Annotated in this window: 15 protein-coding genes; 6 read left to right on the top strand and 9 right to left on the bottom strand. The window is 72.9% G+C overall.

Annotated elements, in window-relative coordinates:
• Positions 1 to 57 precede the first annotated feature (57 nt).
• Entirely contained in the window at positions 58 to 2,520 is a 2,463-nt protein-coding gene (locus E1266_RS08950) for a GNAT family N-acetyltransferase (protein ID WP_132045692.1), read from the bottom strand.
• A 169-nt stretch (positions 2,521 to 2,689) separates the two neighbouring features.
• On the opposite strand from E1266_RS08950, the gene E1266_RS08955 reads away from it, so the two are divergent.
• Positions 2,690 to 3,613 (top strand): sugar kinase, encoded by a 924-nt coding sequence (locus E1266_RS08955; protein WP_132045694.1) that lies wholly within the window; start codon positions 2,690 to 2,692, stop codon positions 3,611 to 3,613.
• A gap of 208 nt (positions 3,614 to 3,821) precedes the next feature.
• Here the strand turns inward: E1266_RS08955 and E1266_RS08960 are convergent, their stop codons facing one another.
• The gene (locus tag E1266_RS08960) at positions 3,822 to 4,847 is read right to left on the bottom strand and encodes a LysR family transcriptional regulator (RefSeq protein ID WP_243718313.1); all 1,026 of its coding nucleotides are present in this window, start codon (positions 4,845 to 4,847) and stop codon (positions 3,822 to 3,824) included.
• 418 nt (positions 4,848 to 5,265) lie between these two features.
• Positions 5,266 to 7,353 carry a RecQ family ATP-dependent DNA helicase gene (locus E1266_RS08965; protein ID WP_132045696.1) on the bottom strand — a complete coding sequence of 696 codons (2,088 nt, stop codon included), beginning with the start codon at positions 7,351 to 7,353 and terminating at the stop codon, positions 5,266 to 5,268.
• Between the two features lie 149 nt (positions 7,354 to 7,502).
• Between E1266_RS08965 and E1266_RS08970 the strand changes: the two genes are divergently transcribed.
• The 3 genes from E1266_RS08970 to E1266_RS08980 are packed head-to-tail and all read left to right on the top strand — an operon-like array spanning position 7,503 to position 10,396.
• The gene (locus tag E1266_RS08970) at positions 7,503 to 8,927 is read left to right on the top strand and encodes a threonine/serine exporter family protein (RefSeq protein WP_243718314.1); all 1,425 of its coding nucleotides are present in this window, start codon (positions 7,503 to 7,505) and stop codon (positions 8,925 to 8,927) included.
• Between the two features lie 51 nt (positions 8,928 to 8,978).
• Positions 8,979 to 9,305 carry a hypothetical protein gene (locus E1266_RS08975; protein WP_132045698.1) on the top strand — a complete coding sequence of 109 codons (327 nt, stop codon included), beginning with the start codon at positions 8,979 to 8,981 and terminating at the stop codon, positions 9,303 to 9,305.
• A gap of 11 nt (positions 9,306 to 9,316) precedes the next feature.
• Entirely contained in the window at positions 9,317 to 10,396 is a 1,080-nt protein-coding gene (locus E1266_RS08980) for a DUF6745 domain-containing protein (RefSeq protein ID WP_132045700.1), read from the top strand.
• Positions 10,397 to 10,522: 126 nt separating this feature from the next.
• Here E1266_RS08980 and E1266_RS08985 read toward each other — a convergent pair whose 3' ends face one another.
• From E1266_RS08985 to E1266_RS09010, 6 genes are all read right to left on the bottom strand, one after another.
• Positions 10,523 to 10,909 carry an ATP-binding protein gene (locus E1266_RS08985; protein WP_165965994.1) on the bottom strand — a complete coding sequence of 129 codons (387 nt, stop codon included), beginning with the start codon at positions 10,907 to 10,909 and terminating at the stop codon, positions 10,523 to 10,525.
• A 140-nt stretch (positions 10,910 to 11,049) separates the two neighbouring features.
• Positions 11,050 to 11,919 (bottom strand): STM4011 family radical SAM protein, encoded by an 870-nt coding sequence (locus tag E1266_RS08990; RefSeq protein ID WP_132045704.1) that lies wholly within the window; start codon positions 11,917 to 11,919, stop codon positions 11,050 to 11,052.
• Positions 11,919 to 13,202: an STM4012 family radical SAM protein gene (locus E1266_RS08995; protein WP_243718315.1), complete on the bottom strand. Its 1,284-nt coding sequence runs from the start codon at positions 13,200 to 13,202 to the stop codon at positions 11,919 to 11,921. Before E1266_RS08995 ends, E1266_RS08990 begins: the two co-directional genes overlap by 1 nt.
• Entirely contained in the window at positions 13,199 to 13,990 is a 792-nt protein-coding gene (locus E1266_RS09000) for an STM4013/SEN3800 family hydrolase (protein ID WP_132045774.1), read from the bottom strand. Before E1266_RS09000 ends, E1266_RS08995 begins: the two co-directional genes overlap by 4 nt.
• On the bottom strand, positions 13,987 to 15,066 hold the full coding sequence (locus tag E1266_RS09005; RefSeq protein WP_132045706.1) for an STM4014 family protein: 1,080 nt from the start codon (positions 15,064 to 15,066) through the stop codon (positions 13,987 to 13,989). The genes E1266_RS09000 and E1266_RS09005 overlap by 4 nt, the downstream gene beginning before the upstream one ends.
• The gene (locus tag E1266_RS09010; RefSeq protein WP_132045708.1) at positions 15,063 to 15,995 is read right to left on the bottom strand and encodes an STM4015 family protein; all 933 of its coding nucleotides are present in this window, start codon (positions 15,993 to 15,995) and stop codon (positions 15,063 to 15,065) included. Before E1266_RS09010 ends, E1266_RS09005 begins: the two co-directional genes overlap by 4 nt.
• A 181-nt stretch (positions 15,996 to 16,176) precedes the next feature.
• On the opposite strand from E1266_RS09010, the gene E1266_RS09015 reads away from it, so the two are divergent.
• Both E1266_RS09015 and E1266_RS09020 read left to right on the top strand, forming a co-directional pair.
• Positions 16,177 to 16,746, top strand: a complete 570-nt coding sequence (locus E1266_RS09015; protein WP_132045710.1) for a hypothetical protein — start codon at positions 16,177 to 16,179, stop codon at positions 16,744 to 16,746.
• A 61-nt stretch (positions 16,747 to 16,807) separates the two neighbouring features.
• Positions 16,808 to 17,497: a class I SAM-dependent methyltransferase gene (locus tag E1266_RS09020; RefSeq protein ID WP_132045712.1), complete on the top strand. Its 690-nt coding sequence runs from the start codon at positions 16,808 to 16,810 to the stop codon at positions 17,495 to 17,497.
• Positions 17,498 to 17,514: the final 17 nt, after the last annotated feature.

Below are 17,514 nucleotides of genomic sequence, written 5' to 3' on the forward strand. Positions count from 1 at the left end.
CGACGCCCCCGGGCGCCGGGTGACACGTGACGGGTGACGGGTGACGGGTGACAGCGATCAGGTCAGGCGGCGCGGCTGCAGTTCCGGACGCGGCCCGAGCGGCCGGTCCAGGGTCAGCGCGACCTCGCGCACGGTGACGCCGGACGCGTCCGCCATCACCGGGTTGAGCTCCAGCCTCGCCACCTCGGGCAGGTCGTAGCCGAGGCGGGACGCGCGCAGCAGCAGCTCCTCCAGGGCCTTCAGGTTCACCCGCTTCGCGCCGCGGTGGCCGAGCAGGAGCGGCGCCGTCCGGATGGCGCGAATCATCTCCGCCGCGTCCACGTCCGCGAGCGGTGACAGCCGGTAGGCGCGGTCGTCCAGCAGGGCGGCGGTCTCGTCTGCGATGCCGAAGGAGACCAGCGCGCCGAACGAGGGGTCCTCCCTGATCACGATGCGGGTCGGCACCGCGTGCGCGTCCCCTGGCGGCGACTCGTCGCCGAGCTCGATGCCGTAGCAGGACAGCAGCTCCGCCGCCTCCTTCGGCGCGAGCTCCACCGGGCCGCCGCCCCCGGCGGCGAGCCGGTCGGCGACCAGCGTCCGCGCCCGGTCGCGGTCGACGTCCTCGAAGTTCGGCGTGGTGCCCGCGGGGCGCTTGCGCCACTGCGCGTAGCGGATCACGTACGCCATCGCCCGGACGGCGTCCTCCGGCGAGGGATAGGACGGCACCGAGCCCTCGGCGGCCATCCCGTCCGGGCCGACCACGCGCAGGTCGGCGGGCATTCCCTCGGTGCCCAGGTACGTCGCCGCGATCGGCTTCTCCGCCTCCGCGGCGAGCCGGAGGATCTTCTCGGGGACGCGGATGTCGAACCCGCCGATCGTCGGGGGCGTGAACAGCGCCACCACCGCGTCGACGGTGTCGTCGGCCAGCGCCGCGGCGAGGGCCGCCTCGTAGTCGTCGGCGTCCGCCCGCGGGCCGAGGTCGATGCGGGGGCGGACGTCCAGGCCGAGCGCGACCGCCTCGTCCTGCGCCAGCAGCCCCAGCGAGTTCGAGTTGTCGATGATCGCGACGCGGTCGCCGGCCGGGAGCGGCTGGTAGGCGAGCAGCTGCGCCACGTCGAACAGCTCCGAGAGGTCCTCCACGCGGATCACGCCCGCCTGCTCGAACAGCGCGCTGACCGCGTGGTCGGGCAGGGTCAGCGCGCGCGCCGCGTGCCCGATCGGGACGCCCTGCGTGCTGCGGCCGCTCTTGACGGCCACGATCGGCTTGCGGCGGCCGAGCCTGCGCGCCAGCCGCGCGAACTTGCGCGGGTTGCCCAGCGACTCCAGGTACAGCAGGACGGCCTTGGTCGCCGGGTCCTCCTCCCAGTACTGCAGGAGGTCGTTGCCCGAGACGTCCCCCCGGTTCCCGGCGGAGACGAACGTGGACAGGCCGAGGCCGCGCTCCGCCGTCCGCTGCAGGATGGCGATGCCGAGCGCACCGGACTGGGAGAAGAAGCCGACCGGCCCCCGTCCCGGCATAGTCGGCGCCAGGGTCGCGTTGAGCCGCACCTCTGAGTCGGTGTTGGCGATGCCCAGGCAGTTAGGCCCGACGACGCGCATGCCGTAGGCCCTCGCCAGCCGGACCAGCTCCTCCTGCCTGGCGCGTCCCTCCTCGCCGATCTCCCCGAAACCGGACGACACGACGATCAGGCCCCGCACGCCCTTGCTCGCGCACTGCTGCACGACCTCGTGGACGGCGTCGGCCCGAACGGCGACGACCGCGAGGTCCACGTCGTCCGGGATCTCCAGGACGGACGCGTAGGCCCGCACCCCCGCCACGGCCACCGCCGTCGGGTGCACGGGGTACACGGGCCCGGTGAAGTCGCCGGCCAGCAGGTTGCGCAGCACTGTCTGGCCGACGCTGTGCTCGGCCCGGCTCGCGCCGATCACCGCCACCGACCGCGGGAACAGCAGCCGCTGGATCGACCGCGACTCGGCCCGGTGCTCGCGGGCCGTCATGACCTCCAGCGACGTCTCGGTCGGCTCCAGGTCGAGGACGAGCTCGATCACGCCCTCCTCGAACCGCTGCTCCGCCCGGTACCCGGCCTCCCGGAACACCCGCGTCATCCGCCGGTTCTCGGGCAGGACGCTCGCCACGAACCGGCGCAGGCCCCGTTCCCGCGCCGCCGCCGCGATGTGCTCCAGCAGCACCGGCCCGAGCCCGCGGCCCTGGTGCGCGTCCTCCACGAGGAACGCGACCTCGGCCGTCTCCGGCCGGTCGGCGAGCCGGTCGTAGCGGACGACCGCCACCATCTCCTCGCCGATCGTGGCGATCAGCGCGGCCCGCAGGTCGTGGTCGACGGTCGTGAAGTGCTCGACGTCGCGGTCCGACAGGTGGGGCCGCGGCGAGAAGAACCGGTAGTAGATCGACTCCGGGGACAGCCGCCCGTGGAACTCGCGCAGGATCTCGCCGTCGCCGGGCCGGATGGGACGCAGATGAGCCGTCCCGCCGTCGCTCAGGACGACGTCGGCCTCCCAATGATCCGGATAGCCCTCGGTCACGTACCCGAGGGTAAGGCACGGGCGCCCGGATGCCCGCGCCACGAAAATCCCGTCCTTCCTGGCTTTCGCTGCGCGTTCGAGACCTAATCGGGGCCCCGAAGCTGTTACGGTCGTCCACACGCCCTGAATTGCCGCTCGCGCGGGCCGTGTTGATCGAGGTGATGACTCCATGACGCGCGTGGTCGTGGTCGGCGATCTGATGACAGACACCGTGGCGCGTGCCGCGTTCCCCTTGGCAAAGGGGAGCGACACGCCCGCCGCCGTGACGACCCACGGGGGCGGCTCGGGCGCCAACGTGGCGGCATGGCTCGCCGTGGAGGGGATCGACGTCGCCTTCGTCGGCCGCCGCGGATCGGATATCGCCGGACGTAACCGGGACATGGAACTGATGGGGTACGGCGTCGACGCCCGCCTCGTCATGGACGGGGAGCGCCCCACCGGGACCTGTGTGGTGATGGTCACCCACAAAGGCGACCGGACGATGCTCTCCGACCCCGGCGCCAACGGCGCGCTCCTCCCCGAGGACATCGAGCGCTGCAAGGACCTCTTCACGCAGGGCACCCACCTGCACCTCTCCGGCTACTCCCTGATCAACGAGGGCTCCCGGAAGGCCGCCATCCACACCCTGGACCTGGCTCGCAAAGCGCAGATGTCGGTCTCGGTGGACGGCGGCTCCTCCTCCCCGCTCAAGCGGATGGGCGCCGAGCCCTTCCTGGAGTGGACGCAGGGCGCCCGCCTCCTGGTCGTCAACGCCAAGGAGGCCGAGATCCTCACCGGCCGCGACAACCCCGAGCAAGCCGCCAAGGTGCTGACCGCCTGGTACCCGCAGGTCGTCATCAAGACCGGCGAGGACGGCGCGCTCTGGTACACCAACGGCCGCCCCGAGCCCGTCACCGTCGGCGCCGAGCCCATCGACAAGATCGTCGACGGCACCGGCGCCGGTGACGCCTTCGTCGCGGGCTTCCTCCCGCCGTGGCTGGACGGCAAGCAGCCCGCCGACGCGCTGACCGCCGGCTGCCGGCTCAGCGCCCAGGCCATGAAGCACCTGGGCGCCCGCCCGACCCTCGACGTGGTCGACAACCAGATCAACTGACGCGCTCCCCAGCCCGACGCGCGGGCTGGGGATCCGGCCGATGGCGCCCCGTCCGGAACGCCGCATCCGCGACTTCCTGCCTCAACGGGGATCGCCGCGGCGGACCGCGGGCTCACCCCCCGGCATGGTTCGCGTCTCCGCCCGCACGGCGGCAGTCACGGCGTCGACTCCGTCGCCGGCCTCATCGACCTGGTCGACCTGGTCGCGGTCAGGCGACGGGAGTGTAGGTGCGGACGTCCTCCTTCACGGCCGCCCAGAGGCGGTTCAGCGGGTGGCCCGCGTCGTAGCGTTCGAGGTCGGCGCGGCGGACGAAGGCGCCGGTCATGAGCTCGGCCTTCGGCTCCAGGTCGTCGCGCAGCCTGATGGCGCGGAGCGGGACGGTGTCCGGGTCGTCCTGGGCGGCCATGCCGCGGCCGATCGAGCCGGTGACGATCATGCAGCCGCGGACGAAGCCGGAGCGCAGCAGGGACAGGCCGTAGTGCACGTCGTCGATGTCGGCGACGACGGTGAGGCGCTCGCGGAAGTTCTGCCCGTACCAGGTGGCGAGCAGGTCGGCGACGAGGCCCGCGGGCGGCACCACGAGCGGGACGCCGGGGAGCCGGCTCGTCTCGACCGGCGCGTCCGGCAGCTCGGACACCGGCAGGTTGGTGAGCAGCAGCGCCTGCCCCCGGGCGTACTCGACGACCTCGTACTCCCGGAAGCGCTGATCCCCCTCCGGCGTGCTGACGATGCTGCCGCAGATGAGGTCGACCTGGCGGGTCTCCAGCCGCGACCAGAGGTCCTTCGTGCGGACGTGGGCGACCTTGAACTCGACCTCGCGCTGCCGGAACTCCTCCGACACGCGGTTCCAGGCCCGGGAGACGATCGGGAGCGTGAACTCGGTCGTGCCGACGGTGAGCATCCTGCCGAGGCGGCGCCGGCTCCAGTGAATGGACTCCAGCCATTTCCCGAACGTCGTCCGCGCCAGTTCGACGGTGGTCTCGCCGGTCGGGGTGAACAGGAAATCCTTGCCGCGGCCCTGCCTGACGGTCAGGACCTCGCCGCAGAGCGTCTGGCTGTTGCGGTTGAGCGTGTCCAGCTGCTTCTGGACGCTGGACTGCTCGCGGCCGAGGACGCGGGCGGCCCGCAGCGCGGACCCCGTCTCGTGCACGACCAGGAGCGTCCGCAGCTGGTCGAACGTCATGTCCAGCAGCCCGGACGGGCATTCGAGGAGCACGTCGTAGGTCGGTGACACGGGCAGCGACATTACTACCTGTTCCGTTGACCCCGCCGAAATGGCCGATTGGCCAGCTGGGCGGGAAATGATGACATTTCCCGCTGAACTTATCTCAAGATGTTCTTGCAATCAACTGGACAGGGTTTTCTAACCTCTAGAACACTTTCCCTGGGCATGCCACTCCCCGCCGCCGTCATCCGTCCCATCCAGGACGGCGGCGCTCCCGGGCGCGCCCCGGCGGTGCCGGCCGCCGGGGCCGCCGCCCCGGCGCCCACGACTCCCGTTCGCCGCGGCCCTTCTCCGCCGCGGCGCCGGGGCCGGACGCCGGTCCGTGCGCGGGGCCGCGCGCACGGACCGGCCCGATCGTCCCGCCCGCGCCCACGGGGGCGCGCGGGCGGCGATGACCACCCGAGCCCGGCTCTGGCGTCGGCTTGGGTCAGTTTGGGGTGGCGAGGGTGAGGGGGAGGATCTGGGCGGCGCCGGATTCCTTCAGTAGGTGGGTGGCCACGGTCATCGTCCAGCCGGTTTCTATGCGGTCGTCCACCAGGAGGATGGGGCCCGGTGTGGCCGCCAGGGCCTCGGACAGGTCGGTGGGGACGGCCAGGGAGTGCCAGACGGAGCGGAGGCGCTGGGCGCTGTTGTGGCGGCGCGGGATCGGGTCGCCGAGCGGGGTCAGGCCGCCCAGGTAGGGCAGGCGGCCGATCTCGGCGATCCGGTGGCCGAACGTGCCGACCAGGCGCGGGCGGGAGCGGGAACCGATGGTGACGACACCGGTCGGGCGGGCCGGCCAGTCCCAGGCGGCGAGCACCTTGACGACCGCGTTCACCAGGTCGTCGGGGACGTCGGTGTCGCCGCCGGCGAACAGGTCGCGGAGGCGGTTGCCCCAGCCGATGTCGGTGAGGCGGCCCAGGGCGCGGCCCGTCTCGGCCTGGAGTTTGATGCGGCCGGAGACGCCCAGGTCGTCCTTGACGCCGGTTGGCCACATGCGGCGGGGCGGCACGTCCACGCCGGGGCGGTGGAGGCGGTCGCGGGCCTGGGTGGCGCCTTCGGGGGTGACGTCGGCCGGCCAGTGGCGGCCCGTGCAGTTGTCGCAGCGGCCGCAGGGGGCGGCGGCGGGGTCGTCCAGCTGGCGGCGAAGGTACTCCTCCCGGCAGGTTGGGGTCGAGATGTAGTCGAGCATGGCCTGCTGCTCGCGGCGGCGCGCGGCGGTGACCCGCTCGTAGCGTTCGCGGTCGTAGGCCCAGGGCTCGCCCGTGGACGTCCAGCCGCCCTTCACGCGGCGGACCGCGCCGTCCACGTCGAGGACCTTGAGCATCATCTCGAGGCGCGCCCGGTTGAGGTCGACCTGCGGTTCGAGGGCGCCGGTGGACAGCGGGCGCCCGGCCGCCTCCAGGACGTTGAGGGTGTCGCGGACGACGGGTTCGGGCGGGAACGCGAGGCTGGCGAAGTAGGCCCAGATGTCGCGGTCCTCCCGGCCGGGGAGGAGGATGACCTCGGCGCGGTCGACGCCGCGGCCGGCGCGCCCGATCTGCTGGTAGTAGGCGACCGGGGACTGCGGGGCGCCCACGTGCACGATGAACCCGAGGTCGGGCTTGTCGTAGCCCATGCCGAGGGCGCTGGTGGCGACGAGGGCCTTGAGCTTGTTCTCCTGCAGGTCCTGCTCGGCCTGGAGCCGCTCCGCCTGCTCGGTCTGGCCGGAGTAGGCGGCCACCTCGTAGCCGCGGTCGCGCAGGTAGCCGGTGATCTCGTGGGCGGCGGCGACGGTGAGCGTGTAGATGATCCCCGAGCCCGGGAGGTCGGCGAGGTGCTCGCCGAGCCAGGCGATGCGCTGCTCCGCGGTGGGCAGGCTGACGACGGCGAGGTGGAGCGAGTCGCGTTCGAGCGCTCCGCGCAGGACGAGGGCGTCGTCGCCGGCGAGCTGCTCGGCGACGTCCTGGGTGACGCGGGCGTTGGCGGTCGCGGTGGTGGCGAGCACCGGGATGCCGGGCGGCAGCTCGGCCAGCAGGGTGCGCAGCCGGCGGTAGTCGGGCCGGAAGTCGTGCCCCCAGTCGGAGATGCAGTGCGCCTCGTCGACGACGACCAGCCCGGCACCGGCGGCGAGCTTCGGCAGGACGAGGTCGCGGAAGTCGGGGTTGTTGAGCCGCTCGGGGCTGACGAGCAGGACGTCGACCTCGCCGGCCTCGACCTCGGCGAAGACCTGCTCCCAGTCGCCCGTGTTGGACGAGTTGATCGTGCGGGCGTTGATCCCGGCGCGGACCGCGGCCTCGATCTGGTTGCGCATCAGCGCCAGCAGCGGCGAGACGATCACGGTGGGGCCCGCGCCGCGCTCGCGGAGCAGCCGGGTGGCCACGAAGTACACGGCGGACTTGCCCCAGCCCGTGCGCTGGACGACCAGGGCCCGGCGCCGCTCGACGACGAGGGCGCTGATCGCCGTCCACTGGTCGTCGCGAAGCCGCGCGTGCTCGCCCGCGAGGGCGCGCAGGCAGCGTTCGGCCTCGTCCCGGAGTCCGTCTGGAGTGCTCATGCGTCCTTGGTACCAGCGGCCCGGAAGAGGTCGCACCAGAATCACGTTCTGTGGAAAACGTGGGCGGGGTGCCCGGGCGTCCGGGCCCCGGGCCGGGGGTAGCCTGCCAACCAAGATCGGTTCGCACTGCGGAAGGACGTCTCGGGGGAATGGGCGCGGCGGATCGCGTGCTGGGGCCGTACGCTGCGGAGCGCCTGCGGGGGTCGCCCGCGGCGCAGCGGCTGCGGCGGACATGGCAGGTCCTCATGGACACGAGCCCGCCGGAGCCGCCCGAGGAGGAGCCCGGCGAGGTCGTCGACCCGCGGGCGATCGACCTCGTGCTGCGCGTGGGCGAACTCCTCCTGGCCAGCGGCGAGACCACCGAGCGTGTGAACGAGGCCATGCTCAGCCTGGCGGTCGCCTACGAACTGCCCCGCTGCGAGGTCCAGGTCACACTGACCAGCATCCTGGTGTCGGCCCACCCCGGGCAGGGCGCGCCGCCGATGACCGGGACGCGGGCCATCCGGCGCCGGACCCCCGCCTACTGGCGGCTCACCGCGCTGCACAAGCTCGTCCAGGACGCGTCCATCGGCATGCTGGAGCTGGACGACGCGCACCGGAGGCTCGCTGAGATCAAACGGGGCCGGGCTCCGTACCCGGCCTGGCTGCTGGTCGTGTCGCTGGGTCTCGTCAGCGCGTCGGGCAGTGTGCTGGCCGGCGGCGGGCTGCTCGTGGCGACCACCGCGTTCGGCGCCACGCTGGTGGGCGAGCGCACCGGCGCCATCCTGGCGCGGCGCGGCATCGCGGAGTTCTTCCAGCTGGCGGTCGCCGCCGCGATCGGCGCGGGAGCCGCGGCGCTGGTGGTGAGCGTGGGCAACCCGGGCCAGGCCGCCGCGATCGTCACCGGCGCGATCCTCGCGCTGCTGCCTGGGCGGCCCCTGGTCGCCAGCATCCAGGACGGCATCACGGGCGACCTGGTCAGCGCCGGGGCACGGGTGCTGGAGGTCTTCTTCATCATCGCGGCCCTCGTCGCGGGGCTAGGCGCGGTCGTGTACCTGGCGGTGAGCCTCGGTGCGCCGATCGACGTCAGCCATCTGCCGACCGCGCACGCGCAGCTGCGGCCGGTCGCGGTCATCGCGGCCGCCTCGATCTCGCTGACGTTCGCGGTCTCCCTCGCCGCGCCGCGCGCGGTGCTGGTCGCCGCGGCCCTGGGCGGCGCCCTGATCTGGGTGGTGTACGTCCTGGCACGCGGATGGCACCTTCCCCCCGTCCTGGCCGCGGCCCTGGCCGCCACCATCGTCGGGGTGCTCGCCAACTGGCTCGCCCGCAGGCAGGGGCAGCCGGTGATGCCGCTCGTCGTGCCGGCCATCGGCCCCCTCCTCCCCGGGACGTCGCTGTACCGGGGCATGGTCGAGCTCAACACCGGCTCGCCGGACACGGGCGTGCTCAGCCTCATCGGCGCGGTGTCGGTGGCCCTCGCGCTGGGCGCCGGCGTCAACCTCGGCGGCGAACTCGTCCGGGCCTTCCAGCACGTCGGGCTGAGCGCGTCCGGGCGCTGGGCGCGGCCCGCGGCCCGCCGCACCCGCGGCTTCTAGCGGCCCGGTTCCGTCGCCGGTTCTGTCGGTGGCGGACGTTACGTTCGCCGCATGTACCGACAGGGAGACATCCTGATTCAGCCCGTGCCGGAGGACGCGGTCCCGCACGCCGTGCGCGGTCTGCCGCCGGCCCCGCGGGACGGCCGGGGCCGCATGGTCCTCGCGCTCGGCGAGGCGACGGGCCACGCGCACGCGCTGGCCGCGCCCGGCTCGCTGCTGCGCTCCCCCGATCCGCTCGCGCCGGACCACCTGCACCTGCCGTCCGGCGGGAGGCTGGTCCACGAGGAGCACGCGGCGATCTCGCTGCCCAAGGGCTGGTACCGGGTGGTTCGCCAGCGCGAGTACATCCCCGGCGCGGTCCGCGTCGTGGCCGACTGAGGAGGGTCCGGATGCGCACCGCGGCAGCGCGGGAATCCCATTTCGTGGTCGCCGACTGGCAGTCGGCGGCGTTCGGCACCGGCCCCGCCGACCGCGGCCGGGCCGAGGCCGGTGTCGCCGCCGCCTACACGGCCGCCGGCCTGCAACCCCCCGAGCGTTACGTGTGGATGCCCTCTCCAGCGCGCGGCGCCGTCGCGGCGGCGCTCCTGGCGCGGCGCGGGGACGCCGGGGCCTGCGTCCGGAACGAGGTGCGGACGCGCCCGTGGGAGGCCGAGCGCACCGCGGCCTGCTCCGAACAGGGGCCGGAGCAGTGGTCGCGGGTGTGGGCCGAGACGGGCGGTCTCCTGTGGGACCAGGTGCAGTCGCTCGTCACGCGGGTGCGCGGCGCCATCGGCGACCTCGCGGTGGACGAGGCCGGGCGGGCCGAGCCCTCCGCGCGGGCGCAGGCGGCCACGTCGGTGCTGCGGGGCGCGACGCTCGACGCGGTCCTGGGCCAGCACGACGCGCCGTGGCTGGCGTTCTTCGAGGCGCTCGGGCGGCTGGACGGCGGCCCGCTCGCGGGTCTCGCGGAGGTGGCGCGTTCCGCCGGCTGGTGGTGGCCGTACGAGCGGCTCGTGATCCTCTCCGAGCGGCCCAGTGAGCTGTACCGGGACGAGCCCGGCCGGCTGCACCGCGGCGACGGCCCCGCCCTCGCCTACCCCGACGGGTTCGCGCTGCACGCCTGGCGCGGCATGCCGATCCCCCCCGATTTCGTGGACACGCTGACCGGGCTGACGGCCGACCGCATCCTGGCGGAGGAGAACGCCGAGCTGCGCCGGGTGATGCTGGAGATCTTCGGCTACGACCGCTACCTGGCGGATACCGGTGCGCGTCCCCTGCACCGGGACGAGACCGGCGTCCTCTGGTCGATCGACCTGCCCGGCGACGAGCCCGTCGTCATGGTGGAGGTGGTCAACTCGACACCCGAGCCGGACGGCACGTACCGCACCTACTACCTGCGCGTCCCGCCGACCACCCGCACAGCGCGCGCGGGCGTCGCCTGGACGTTCGGTATAGACGAGGCCGACTACCACCCCGAGAAACAGACCTGACCGCAGCGGCGGACGGCCGGGCGGGCGCCCCTTGACCGCACTTCCCTAGTCAAGGGGCGCCCGCCTCGCTCCCCCGCGTCCATGACCGCCGCCGCACGGTGTCGTTTCCGTGGCGTGGACGGCCGTTCAGGGGGTTACGGTCTGGGCCCAGGTGACCTTCCCTTCGGCCGTGGCCCGCCAGCCCCAGGCACGCGCCAGGGCGCCGACGAGCATCAGGCCGCGGCCCCCTTCGGCCTGGAGGTCGGGGGCGGGCACGGCCGGGCCGTACGGGTTGTCGTCCCATACCTCGACCATGGCGGTCTTGTCGTCCGGCAGGTAGAGGACGAGCGTGACCGTGTTCGCGTGGCGGATCGCGTTGGTCACGAGTTCGCTGGTGATGAGCTCCAGGTCTCCGTGGACGTCCTGGCGGTCCCAGCCCTCCAGGGCAGCGCGCACGGTGTCGCGGGCAGCGCGGACGGCCGCTTCGACCGGCTCGAGCGCGAGCACGAAGTGGGGGCGCTGTCGATGGTCCACGAAACCGCCTAAGTTCACCGGCTAGATGCAAGCATGCGCCCTTTGAGACGGTCGCGCAGGAGATCTGGACTCACCGCCGTTTCCGGTCCCGCCGCGGGCACCCGCCGAATATCGCGGGCCGCCCGCGGGGACCTGCTCCGTCACGGACGGCCGAGCAGCGCGGGGATGCGTTCGAGGACGCCGCCCGCGAACGTGTCGTAGAGGCCGAGTGGCACAAGATGGACATAGCCGATGTGGCAATCGCACTTGCCGAGGGGGCACGGGCGGGGCATGAGCGCGTCCCTGAACGAGCCGTCGTAGAGGTTGCCCAGGACGGCCGGGACGAAATGGCAGCGGCGCACCGTGCCGGCACCGTCCACGGACAGGACGGTCTCGCCGGTGCGGCAGGCGAGGCCGCGGCTGGGGTGCGGGTTGCGGCTCACCGGGAACAGCGGGTCGATCTCCGTCCAGGAGGCGGCTTCCGCATCGTCGTAGACGTGTCCTTCGGCGGCGTTGACCCACAGGTACGTCCCGGTGGGGAGGTCGTCGCGTAGGCGCCGGGCCGCGTCGAGGTGGTCGGGTTCGCCGACGATCCCGACGCTGTACCGCACTCCGCGCTCTGCCAGCTCACGGCACTTGCCCAGGAACCGTTCGTAGGGCACCTCACCGGGGTGGTAGGTCGCCCACAGGGCCAGTCGGTTGAGGTCGGCGTCGGACGTCCATGACACGCGGTGACTCAGGTTGGTCTGGATCGCCACCCGTTCGACGTGGGGGACGTGGCTGAGTTCGGTGAGGGCGCGCCTGTACCAGGAGCGGACGAGCCCCTCGCCCCACGGTGTGAACAGGACGGAGATGGGGTGGTCTTGGCAGGAGACCCATTCCGTGAAGCGTTCCAAGGCCGCCCGGTCCGCGCGCAGCTGGTCTGGTGTGTCGCGGCGCTTCGCGAACGGGCAGTAGGGGCAGGCGTAGTCGCAGCTGGCGAGCGGCCCCCGGTAGAGGATCGTCAGGTGGTCCTTCGCTTGGTGGTCCATCAGCGCGCCTCGTAGGCGGCCATCAGTTCCTGGACGCGAGACGAGAACAGCGCGGGGCCGACGACGTCGGAGTGGGCGAGCCCCTCCGGAGTCAACCGGAGAGCGTTCTCGGTCGTCTCCAGCCAGCCATGGTCGTCGAAGGACTTGAGGTCGGCGGGGAAGTCGTCCAATGGATCGGTGCCGAAGCGCGCGCGGTAGGCGCTCCGGTCAAGGCCGGCTGCCTGCAGCAGGGATTGGACCAGGTGTCGTCGACGCCGTTCGTCATCGTCCAGTTCGAGGCCCACTCTGGCGGTGGTGAAGTCATCCTCACGCACATAGTCGTCGATGATGGAGCGCACCTGCCCTGCACCGACCGCGTACTCGAAGGAATAGTGCAGGGCGGACGTGTAAGAACGGGCCCCGCACCCCAGGCCGACCATGCCGTCGGTCTGGCAGCAGTACTCGGTGCCGTTGGCCTTGTCACCGGGCAGGCGGAACATGCGCATCGACACCTGCTCGTAGCCCTCGGCCAGGAGATGGTCACGGCCGATCCGGTAGAGAGTGAGGCGCTGGTCGTCCCAGTCTTGGGCTCGGCGCCCCAGCCCGGTGAGCGGACGGACGTAGAGGGGATAGAGGTAGATCTCCTCTGGTTGCCACGTGAGGGCGGCGTTCAGGGAGTGCATCCACGTCGCGGGGGTCTGGCCGTCGATGCCGTAGATGAGGTCGATGTTGAGAGTCGGGAAGCCCACCGCACGGATTCGGTCCAGCGCGGCCTCCACCTCGGCGCGTTTCTGCGGGCGGACGGCCGCGCGTGCCTCCTCGTCCAGGAAGCTCTGCACGCCGATCGAGATCCGCGTCGTCCCGCGTTCGGCGAGGACCGTCAGCCGGTCGGTGGTGGCCGTCGCCGGTGATGTCTCCACGCCCAGGGGGATCGAACCGAAGCCCGGGAACCGTCCCGCCACGTCGCAGAGCCGCTCCAGCTCGGACGCGGTGAAGTAGGTCGGGGTGCCGCCGCCGAACGCCGAAGTGGCGAACGAGGCGTCGTCGCCCAGCGCGTCCAGTACGGCCGTGGCCTGCCGATCGAGCGCCTCCAGGTACGCGCCGGTCAACTCTTCGGGGGCGCCGGTGCGAGTGAAGAGGTTGCAGAAGCCGCACCGCATCTCGCAGAACGGGACATGGAGGTAGAGGAAGAGCGTGTCGAGCGGCTCGCCCGCCCACACGTCCCGCAGCAGGGGTTGCGGGCTCAGCGGCCGGTAGGCGGTCTTGTGCGGATAGGCGTACACGTAACCCTGGTAAGGCGTCACGACAGAATGAACTCCCCGTACGGAACGGTCCAGACGACCTCGTGGCCGATGCGGTGCCCGGTGTGGCCGTCCTCTCCGTACGCCGTGCCATGGTCGGAGCACACGATGACGAAGCAGGGGCGGCGCATCAGCGCGAACAACCGGCCCATGTGGGCGTCGACATGGCGCAGCGCGGCGGCATGGCTGGCGCGTGTGTCCCCCGCCGAGGACGTGGCGCCCTCCAGGTAGAACCAGTTGGGCTGGTGCAGGGACGCGACGTTCAGCAGCAGGAACAGGCGCCGGCCGCTGGGCTGCCGGTCCATGATCTCGGTGACGCGGTCGATCTGGTTGGGCAGCGCCTCCGGATCGGTCACGCCGAACTCTCGTTCCCAGTGGCTTTCGGCGAACAGCGACGGAAGCGCCGATCCGAGCGGCGTCAGCTTGTTGAAGAACCCGACGCCGCCCACGCAGACCGTGTGGTAGCCGGTGGCGGCGAGCCCGGAGGGCAGGTCGGCGGCGTCGAACGTCCAGGTGCCGGGAGCGGTCGTCTCGCTGCCGGGGAACGCCCCCGCGAAGAGCCGTGGGTGCGGCCCAGGAGACGCGGGCGTCGGCATGAACCCGGCCAGCATCGCGGTGTGCGCGGCGTAAGTGAAGCTCCCCGGCGTGTGGCGGCGCTCCCACTGGCCTCCTGGCAGGAGCCCGGTGAGGGTGGGCGTCTCACCGGCCTCGGCCAGTTCGGCGGCCACGTCGTAACGGAGGGTGTCGAGCGTCACCAGCAGCAGGTCATGGCTGCCGATGACCTCGTTCATGTCGTGCACGCGCCGCTCCCGGCGAGGACCGCCCTGACCTGGGCAGTGTAGGTGTCGACGCCTTCGGCGGAGCCGCCGGGCAGGCCGGTGGCGCCGGGCAGCAGGTCACCGAACGCGTTCACCTCGCCGACCTCGAACCGCCGCAGGCCGGTGCCGACGAGCAGGTCGACGCCGATCATCGCGCTCCCCGGAAAGCAGGCGGCGGCCCGCGCGCACACGTCCAGGGCCCGTTCCCAGCCGTCGCCCCCGAGGGCGCGCTGCACCGCCCCCAGGTCTCCCCTGGCGCCGCCCAGATGCAGGTTCGTCATGGGATGGCGGCTCGTCCGGACGACGGCGTGCGTGGGTTCGCCGCCGATGACGACGACGCGCAGGTCGAACGCCCGGCCGCCGATCACGGCCTTGGGCAGCCACCGCTCCACGTGCAGGCCGTCCGGCGCGAGCGCGTCGATGAGGGCGGCGACCTCCTCCTCCGTCGTGTACGTGCGGACGCGCAGCGAGTTGCGCAGGCCGTCCGGCGTCCAGGCCGCCGACGTGGCGGCCCGCACCCGGCCCGGCGCGGTCTGCAGCGCGACGACCCCCGACGCGGACGAGCCGTGCGCCGGCTTGACGAACACGCGCCGTTCCCGCGCCTCCTCCATCCGCGCACGCAGGGCGGCGTAGCCGTCCACCTCCGGAAGCGCGGGCGGGACGGGGACGCCGGCCGCCCGCAACCGCGCGTGCGAGAGCCGCTTGTCGAACATGACCGCGATCTCCTCGACGTCGCCCACGACACGTGCGCCGGAGGCGGAGGCGGCCTCCGCCAACCGCCGCAGCGCCGCCGTGAACGCCCGGTGCCACCGGGCGCCGCCGCCCACGCGGGCCGGGTGCCCGGGGCCGCGCAGGAGCGCGTCGGCCGCCGGGTCGGCGCCCGGCGAGTCGATCCGCAGCAGCTCCCCCGGCCGCAGGACGATCCCGGCTCCGCGCAGCACGTCCGCCCAGCCGATGAGCCGCGGCCCGGCCAGTCCGGCCGACCGGCACGCCGCCGCGAAGAGCCCGGCGCGCCGGTCGCCCGGCACGCCGACCACCGCGAACGTCACTCGGTCACCGAGGCGTAGAACCAGTCGCCGTCCGGCTCCTCCTGCTCGCTCAGGTCGACCGCGACCCCGGGGAGCGCCCCCTTGACGCGCTCCACCATCGCGTCGGACAGGAAATGGTGGTGCAGGTCGAGTGCGCGCAGGTGGGTGAGCGGCTGGCCGGACAGCAGCGCCTCGGCGCCCCGGTCGGTGAGCGTCCCCATCGCCAGGCTCAGCGTCTCCAGCCGCGCCACCACCGGCGCGCCCGCGACCGCCGCCGCGATCTCGTCCTGGATTTCGGAGTCCTCCAGGCCGAGGTGGCGCAGCGCGGGCAGGCGGTCCCCGGACAGGATCGGCGCGAGGTCGGCGGCCGTCGCGTCGCCGCCGTAGTCCTCCACCCCGAGCCACAGGTCGAGGTGCTCCAGGTTCGGCAGCTCACTGGCCGCCACCGCCTGGACCACCGTCGCCGGGAGCCCGCCCGACTCGAACCGCAGCACCTTCAGCGTGTCGCTCTTGACCGGTTCGAGCACAAGTCCCTGGGCGCCGCGGATCTCGAACCGCTCCAAGTCGGGGAACGCGGTGAACAGCGGCGAGATGTCGGAGTACTCGATCCAGGAGATCTCCGACTCCTCACCGGTGATGTCGCCGACGAACAGGGACCGCAGCTTCGGGAAGGACGCGGCGGCCTCCGACAGCAGCGCGGCCGGATCGGCGGCGTCCTCGTCGTAGGAGGCGCCGAAGTAGCCGATGATCAGCGCCGTGATCTCGGTCGTGTCGACCACCTGCCGGAACCGCGCGAAGGTCTCGCCGAACGCCTCGCTGTCGAAGGACGTCCCGACGTACCAGGCGGCCTCGCCCGCGGACGCCGGGAGTTCGTCGTCCGCCGCCGTCTCGTCGTTGAACCTGGCCACCGGCAGTCCGGCGTATTCCTCTAGGTGCTGGTAAACGCCCATGGGTTCCCTTCGTGAGCCTGTAGGGACAGAGTCCTATCAGGAAAGAACGACAGAACTCGGGCGAACCCCGATCATCGCCGACGGGTGAAACCAGGCGAGCCGGACCTCTAGAGTGAATCGAACGTGGGGCCCTCTTCGCGGAGGGCCCCTTGCCCTGCCTGCACGACCAGAGGTCCCGAGCATGAACGACCACGAGGTGCACGAGGAGTGCATGCGACTCCTCCGGGACGGCATGCCCGTCCCCGCTCCCGCCGCCTTCGACGAGGGACGGGACTTCCTTCCGCTGGGACTCGACATGGACGGCGACGTCGCCGTTGTAACGTTCCTACATCAGTGGGGCGGTTCGGCGCCCGCGTTCATCGAGGGCTGGACGTTCCACCGCCGCGACGGCGAGTGGCGGGAGCTGGGCGGCGCCGGCGGCTCCGCCCCCGACGAGCCCCTCGCCCGCCGCTCGTCCGGCGAGATGGGCCGCCACCTGGTGAAGTACGGGTCGGGCCGGACGGTCCGCAACTCCAACCGGCTGCTGCCGTGGGGCGCGAAGTGGGTCAACGAGGCGCGGCTGCGGGCGTCGGCGGAGGTCACCCGGATCCGGGTCGGCAAGCGGCTGCTGGACGTCCCCGAGCACGGGCACGTCTCCGTCGTGTGGGGAGCCCGCAGGGGCCCGGTCGTCGAGGCCCTGGCCGCGGACGGTTCGGTCCTCGACGCCATGGACCTCGACCGCCCGGCCGTACCGGCGCGCACCCAGAGCTGACACCGGCGGCCCCGGGGCACGGCGGAGCTTTTCGGGACGGTCGGCGGGGCAGACTCAGTCCATGGCCCTAACGCCCGACTACGACGACGACCCGGAGCGCTTCCGCCTCGCCAGCAGGGTCACCCGCCAGTACCTGATCGGGGCGCGGAGCCTGCACGACCACGTCGCGTCGAAGCTGCTGGACGCGGGCGCGTCCCGCGTGCTGGACGTGGGCTGCGGCGAGGGCGCCCTCAGCGCCGCGTTCTCCGGCGCGCCGCCGTTCCCGCTGGTGGGCCTGGACGCGTCCGCCGTGCTCCTGCGCGCCCATCCCGGACCGTGCGTGCAGGCCGACGCGCGGCGCCTGCCGTTCCGGGACGGGGCGTTCGACGCGGTCGTCGCCGTGAACGTGTTCCACCACCTGGACGACCCCGCGCTCGCGCTTCGCGAGGCGCACCGCGTGCTGGCCCCGGGCGGCATCCTGCTCGCCTCGGCGATCTCCAGGGCCGACAGCCCGGAACTCGCGCCCGCGTGGAGCCCGGACCCCACCCCGTTCGACGCCGAAGACGCCCCCGACCGCGTCTGCGAGGTCTTCGCGGAGGCGGAGGTCGAGCGCTGGGACGCGCCGCTGATGACGCTCCCCGACCGCGACGCGATCCGCGACTACCTGGTCGCCCGGCGCATGTCCCGCGTGGAGGCGGCCGAGTCGGCGGGCCACCTCCGCACGCCCCTCCCCGTGACGAAGCGCGGCTGCCTCGTCCTGGCCCGCCGCTAGACCGGCCGTCCGCGCCG

The organism is Actinomadura sp. 7K534, assembly GCF_004348575.1.
Lineage (GTDB): Bacteria > Actinomycetota > Actinomycetes > Streptosporangiales > Streptosporangiaceae > Spirillospora > Spirillospora livida.

Excerpts from the sequence above, each read along its gene's own strand:
- E1266_RS08970 (WP_243718314.1), top strand. The coding sequence starts at position 7,503 with ATGGGCGCGGCGGATCGCGTGCTGGGGCCGTACGCTGCGGAGCGCCTG.
- E1266_RS08990 (WP_132045704.1), bottom strand. The coding sequence starts at position 11,919 with ATGGACCACCAAGCGAAGGACCACCTGACGATCCTCTACCGGGGGCCG.
- E1266_RS09000 (WP_132045774.1), bottom strand. The coding sequence starts at position 13,990 with ATGAACGAGGTCATCGGCAGCCATGACCTGCTGCTGGTGACGCTCGAC.
- E1266_RS08965 (WP_132045696.1), bottom strand. The coding sequence starts at position 7,353 with ATGAGCACTCCAGACGGACTCCGGGACGAGGCCGAACGCTGCCTGCGC.
- E1266_RS09015 (WP_132045710.1), top strand. The coding sequence starts at position 16,177 with ATGAACGACCACGAGGTGCACGAGGAGTGCATGCGACTCCTCCGGGAC.
- E1266_RS09010 (WP_132045708.1), bottom strand. The coding sequence starts at position 15,995 with ATGGGCGTTTACCAGCACCTAGAGGAATACGCCGGACTGCCGGTGGCC.
- E1266_RS08975 (WP_132045698.1), top strand. The coding sequence starts at position 8,979 with ATGTACCGACAGGGAGACATCCTGATTCAGCCCGTGCCGGAGGACGCG.
- E1266_RS08955 (WP_132045694.1), top strand. The coding sequence starts at position 2,690 with ATGACGCGCGTGGTCGTGGTCGGCGATCTGATGACAGACACCGTGGCG.
- E1266_RS08980 (WP_132045700.1), top strand. The coding sequence starts at position 9,317 with ATGCGCACCGCGGCAGCGCGGGAATCCCATTTCGTGGTCGCCGACTGG.
- E1266_RS09020 (WP_132045712.1), top strand. The coding sequence starts at position 16,808 with ATGGCCCTAACGCCCGACTACGACGACGACCCGGAGCGCTTCCGCCTC.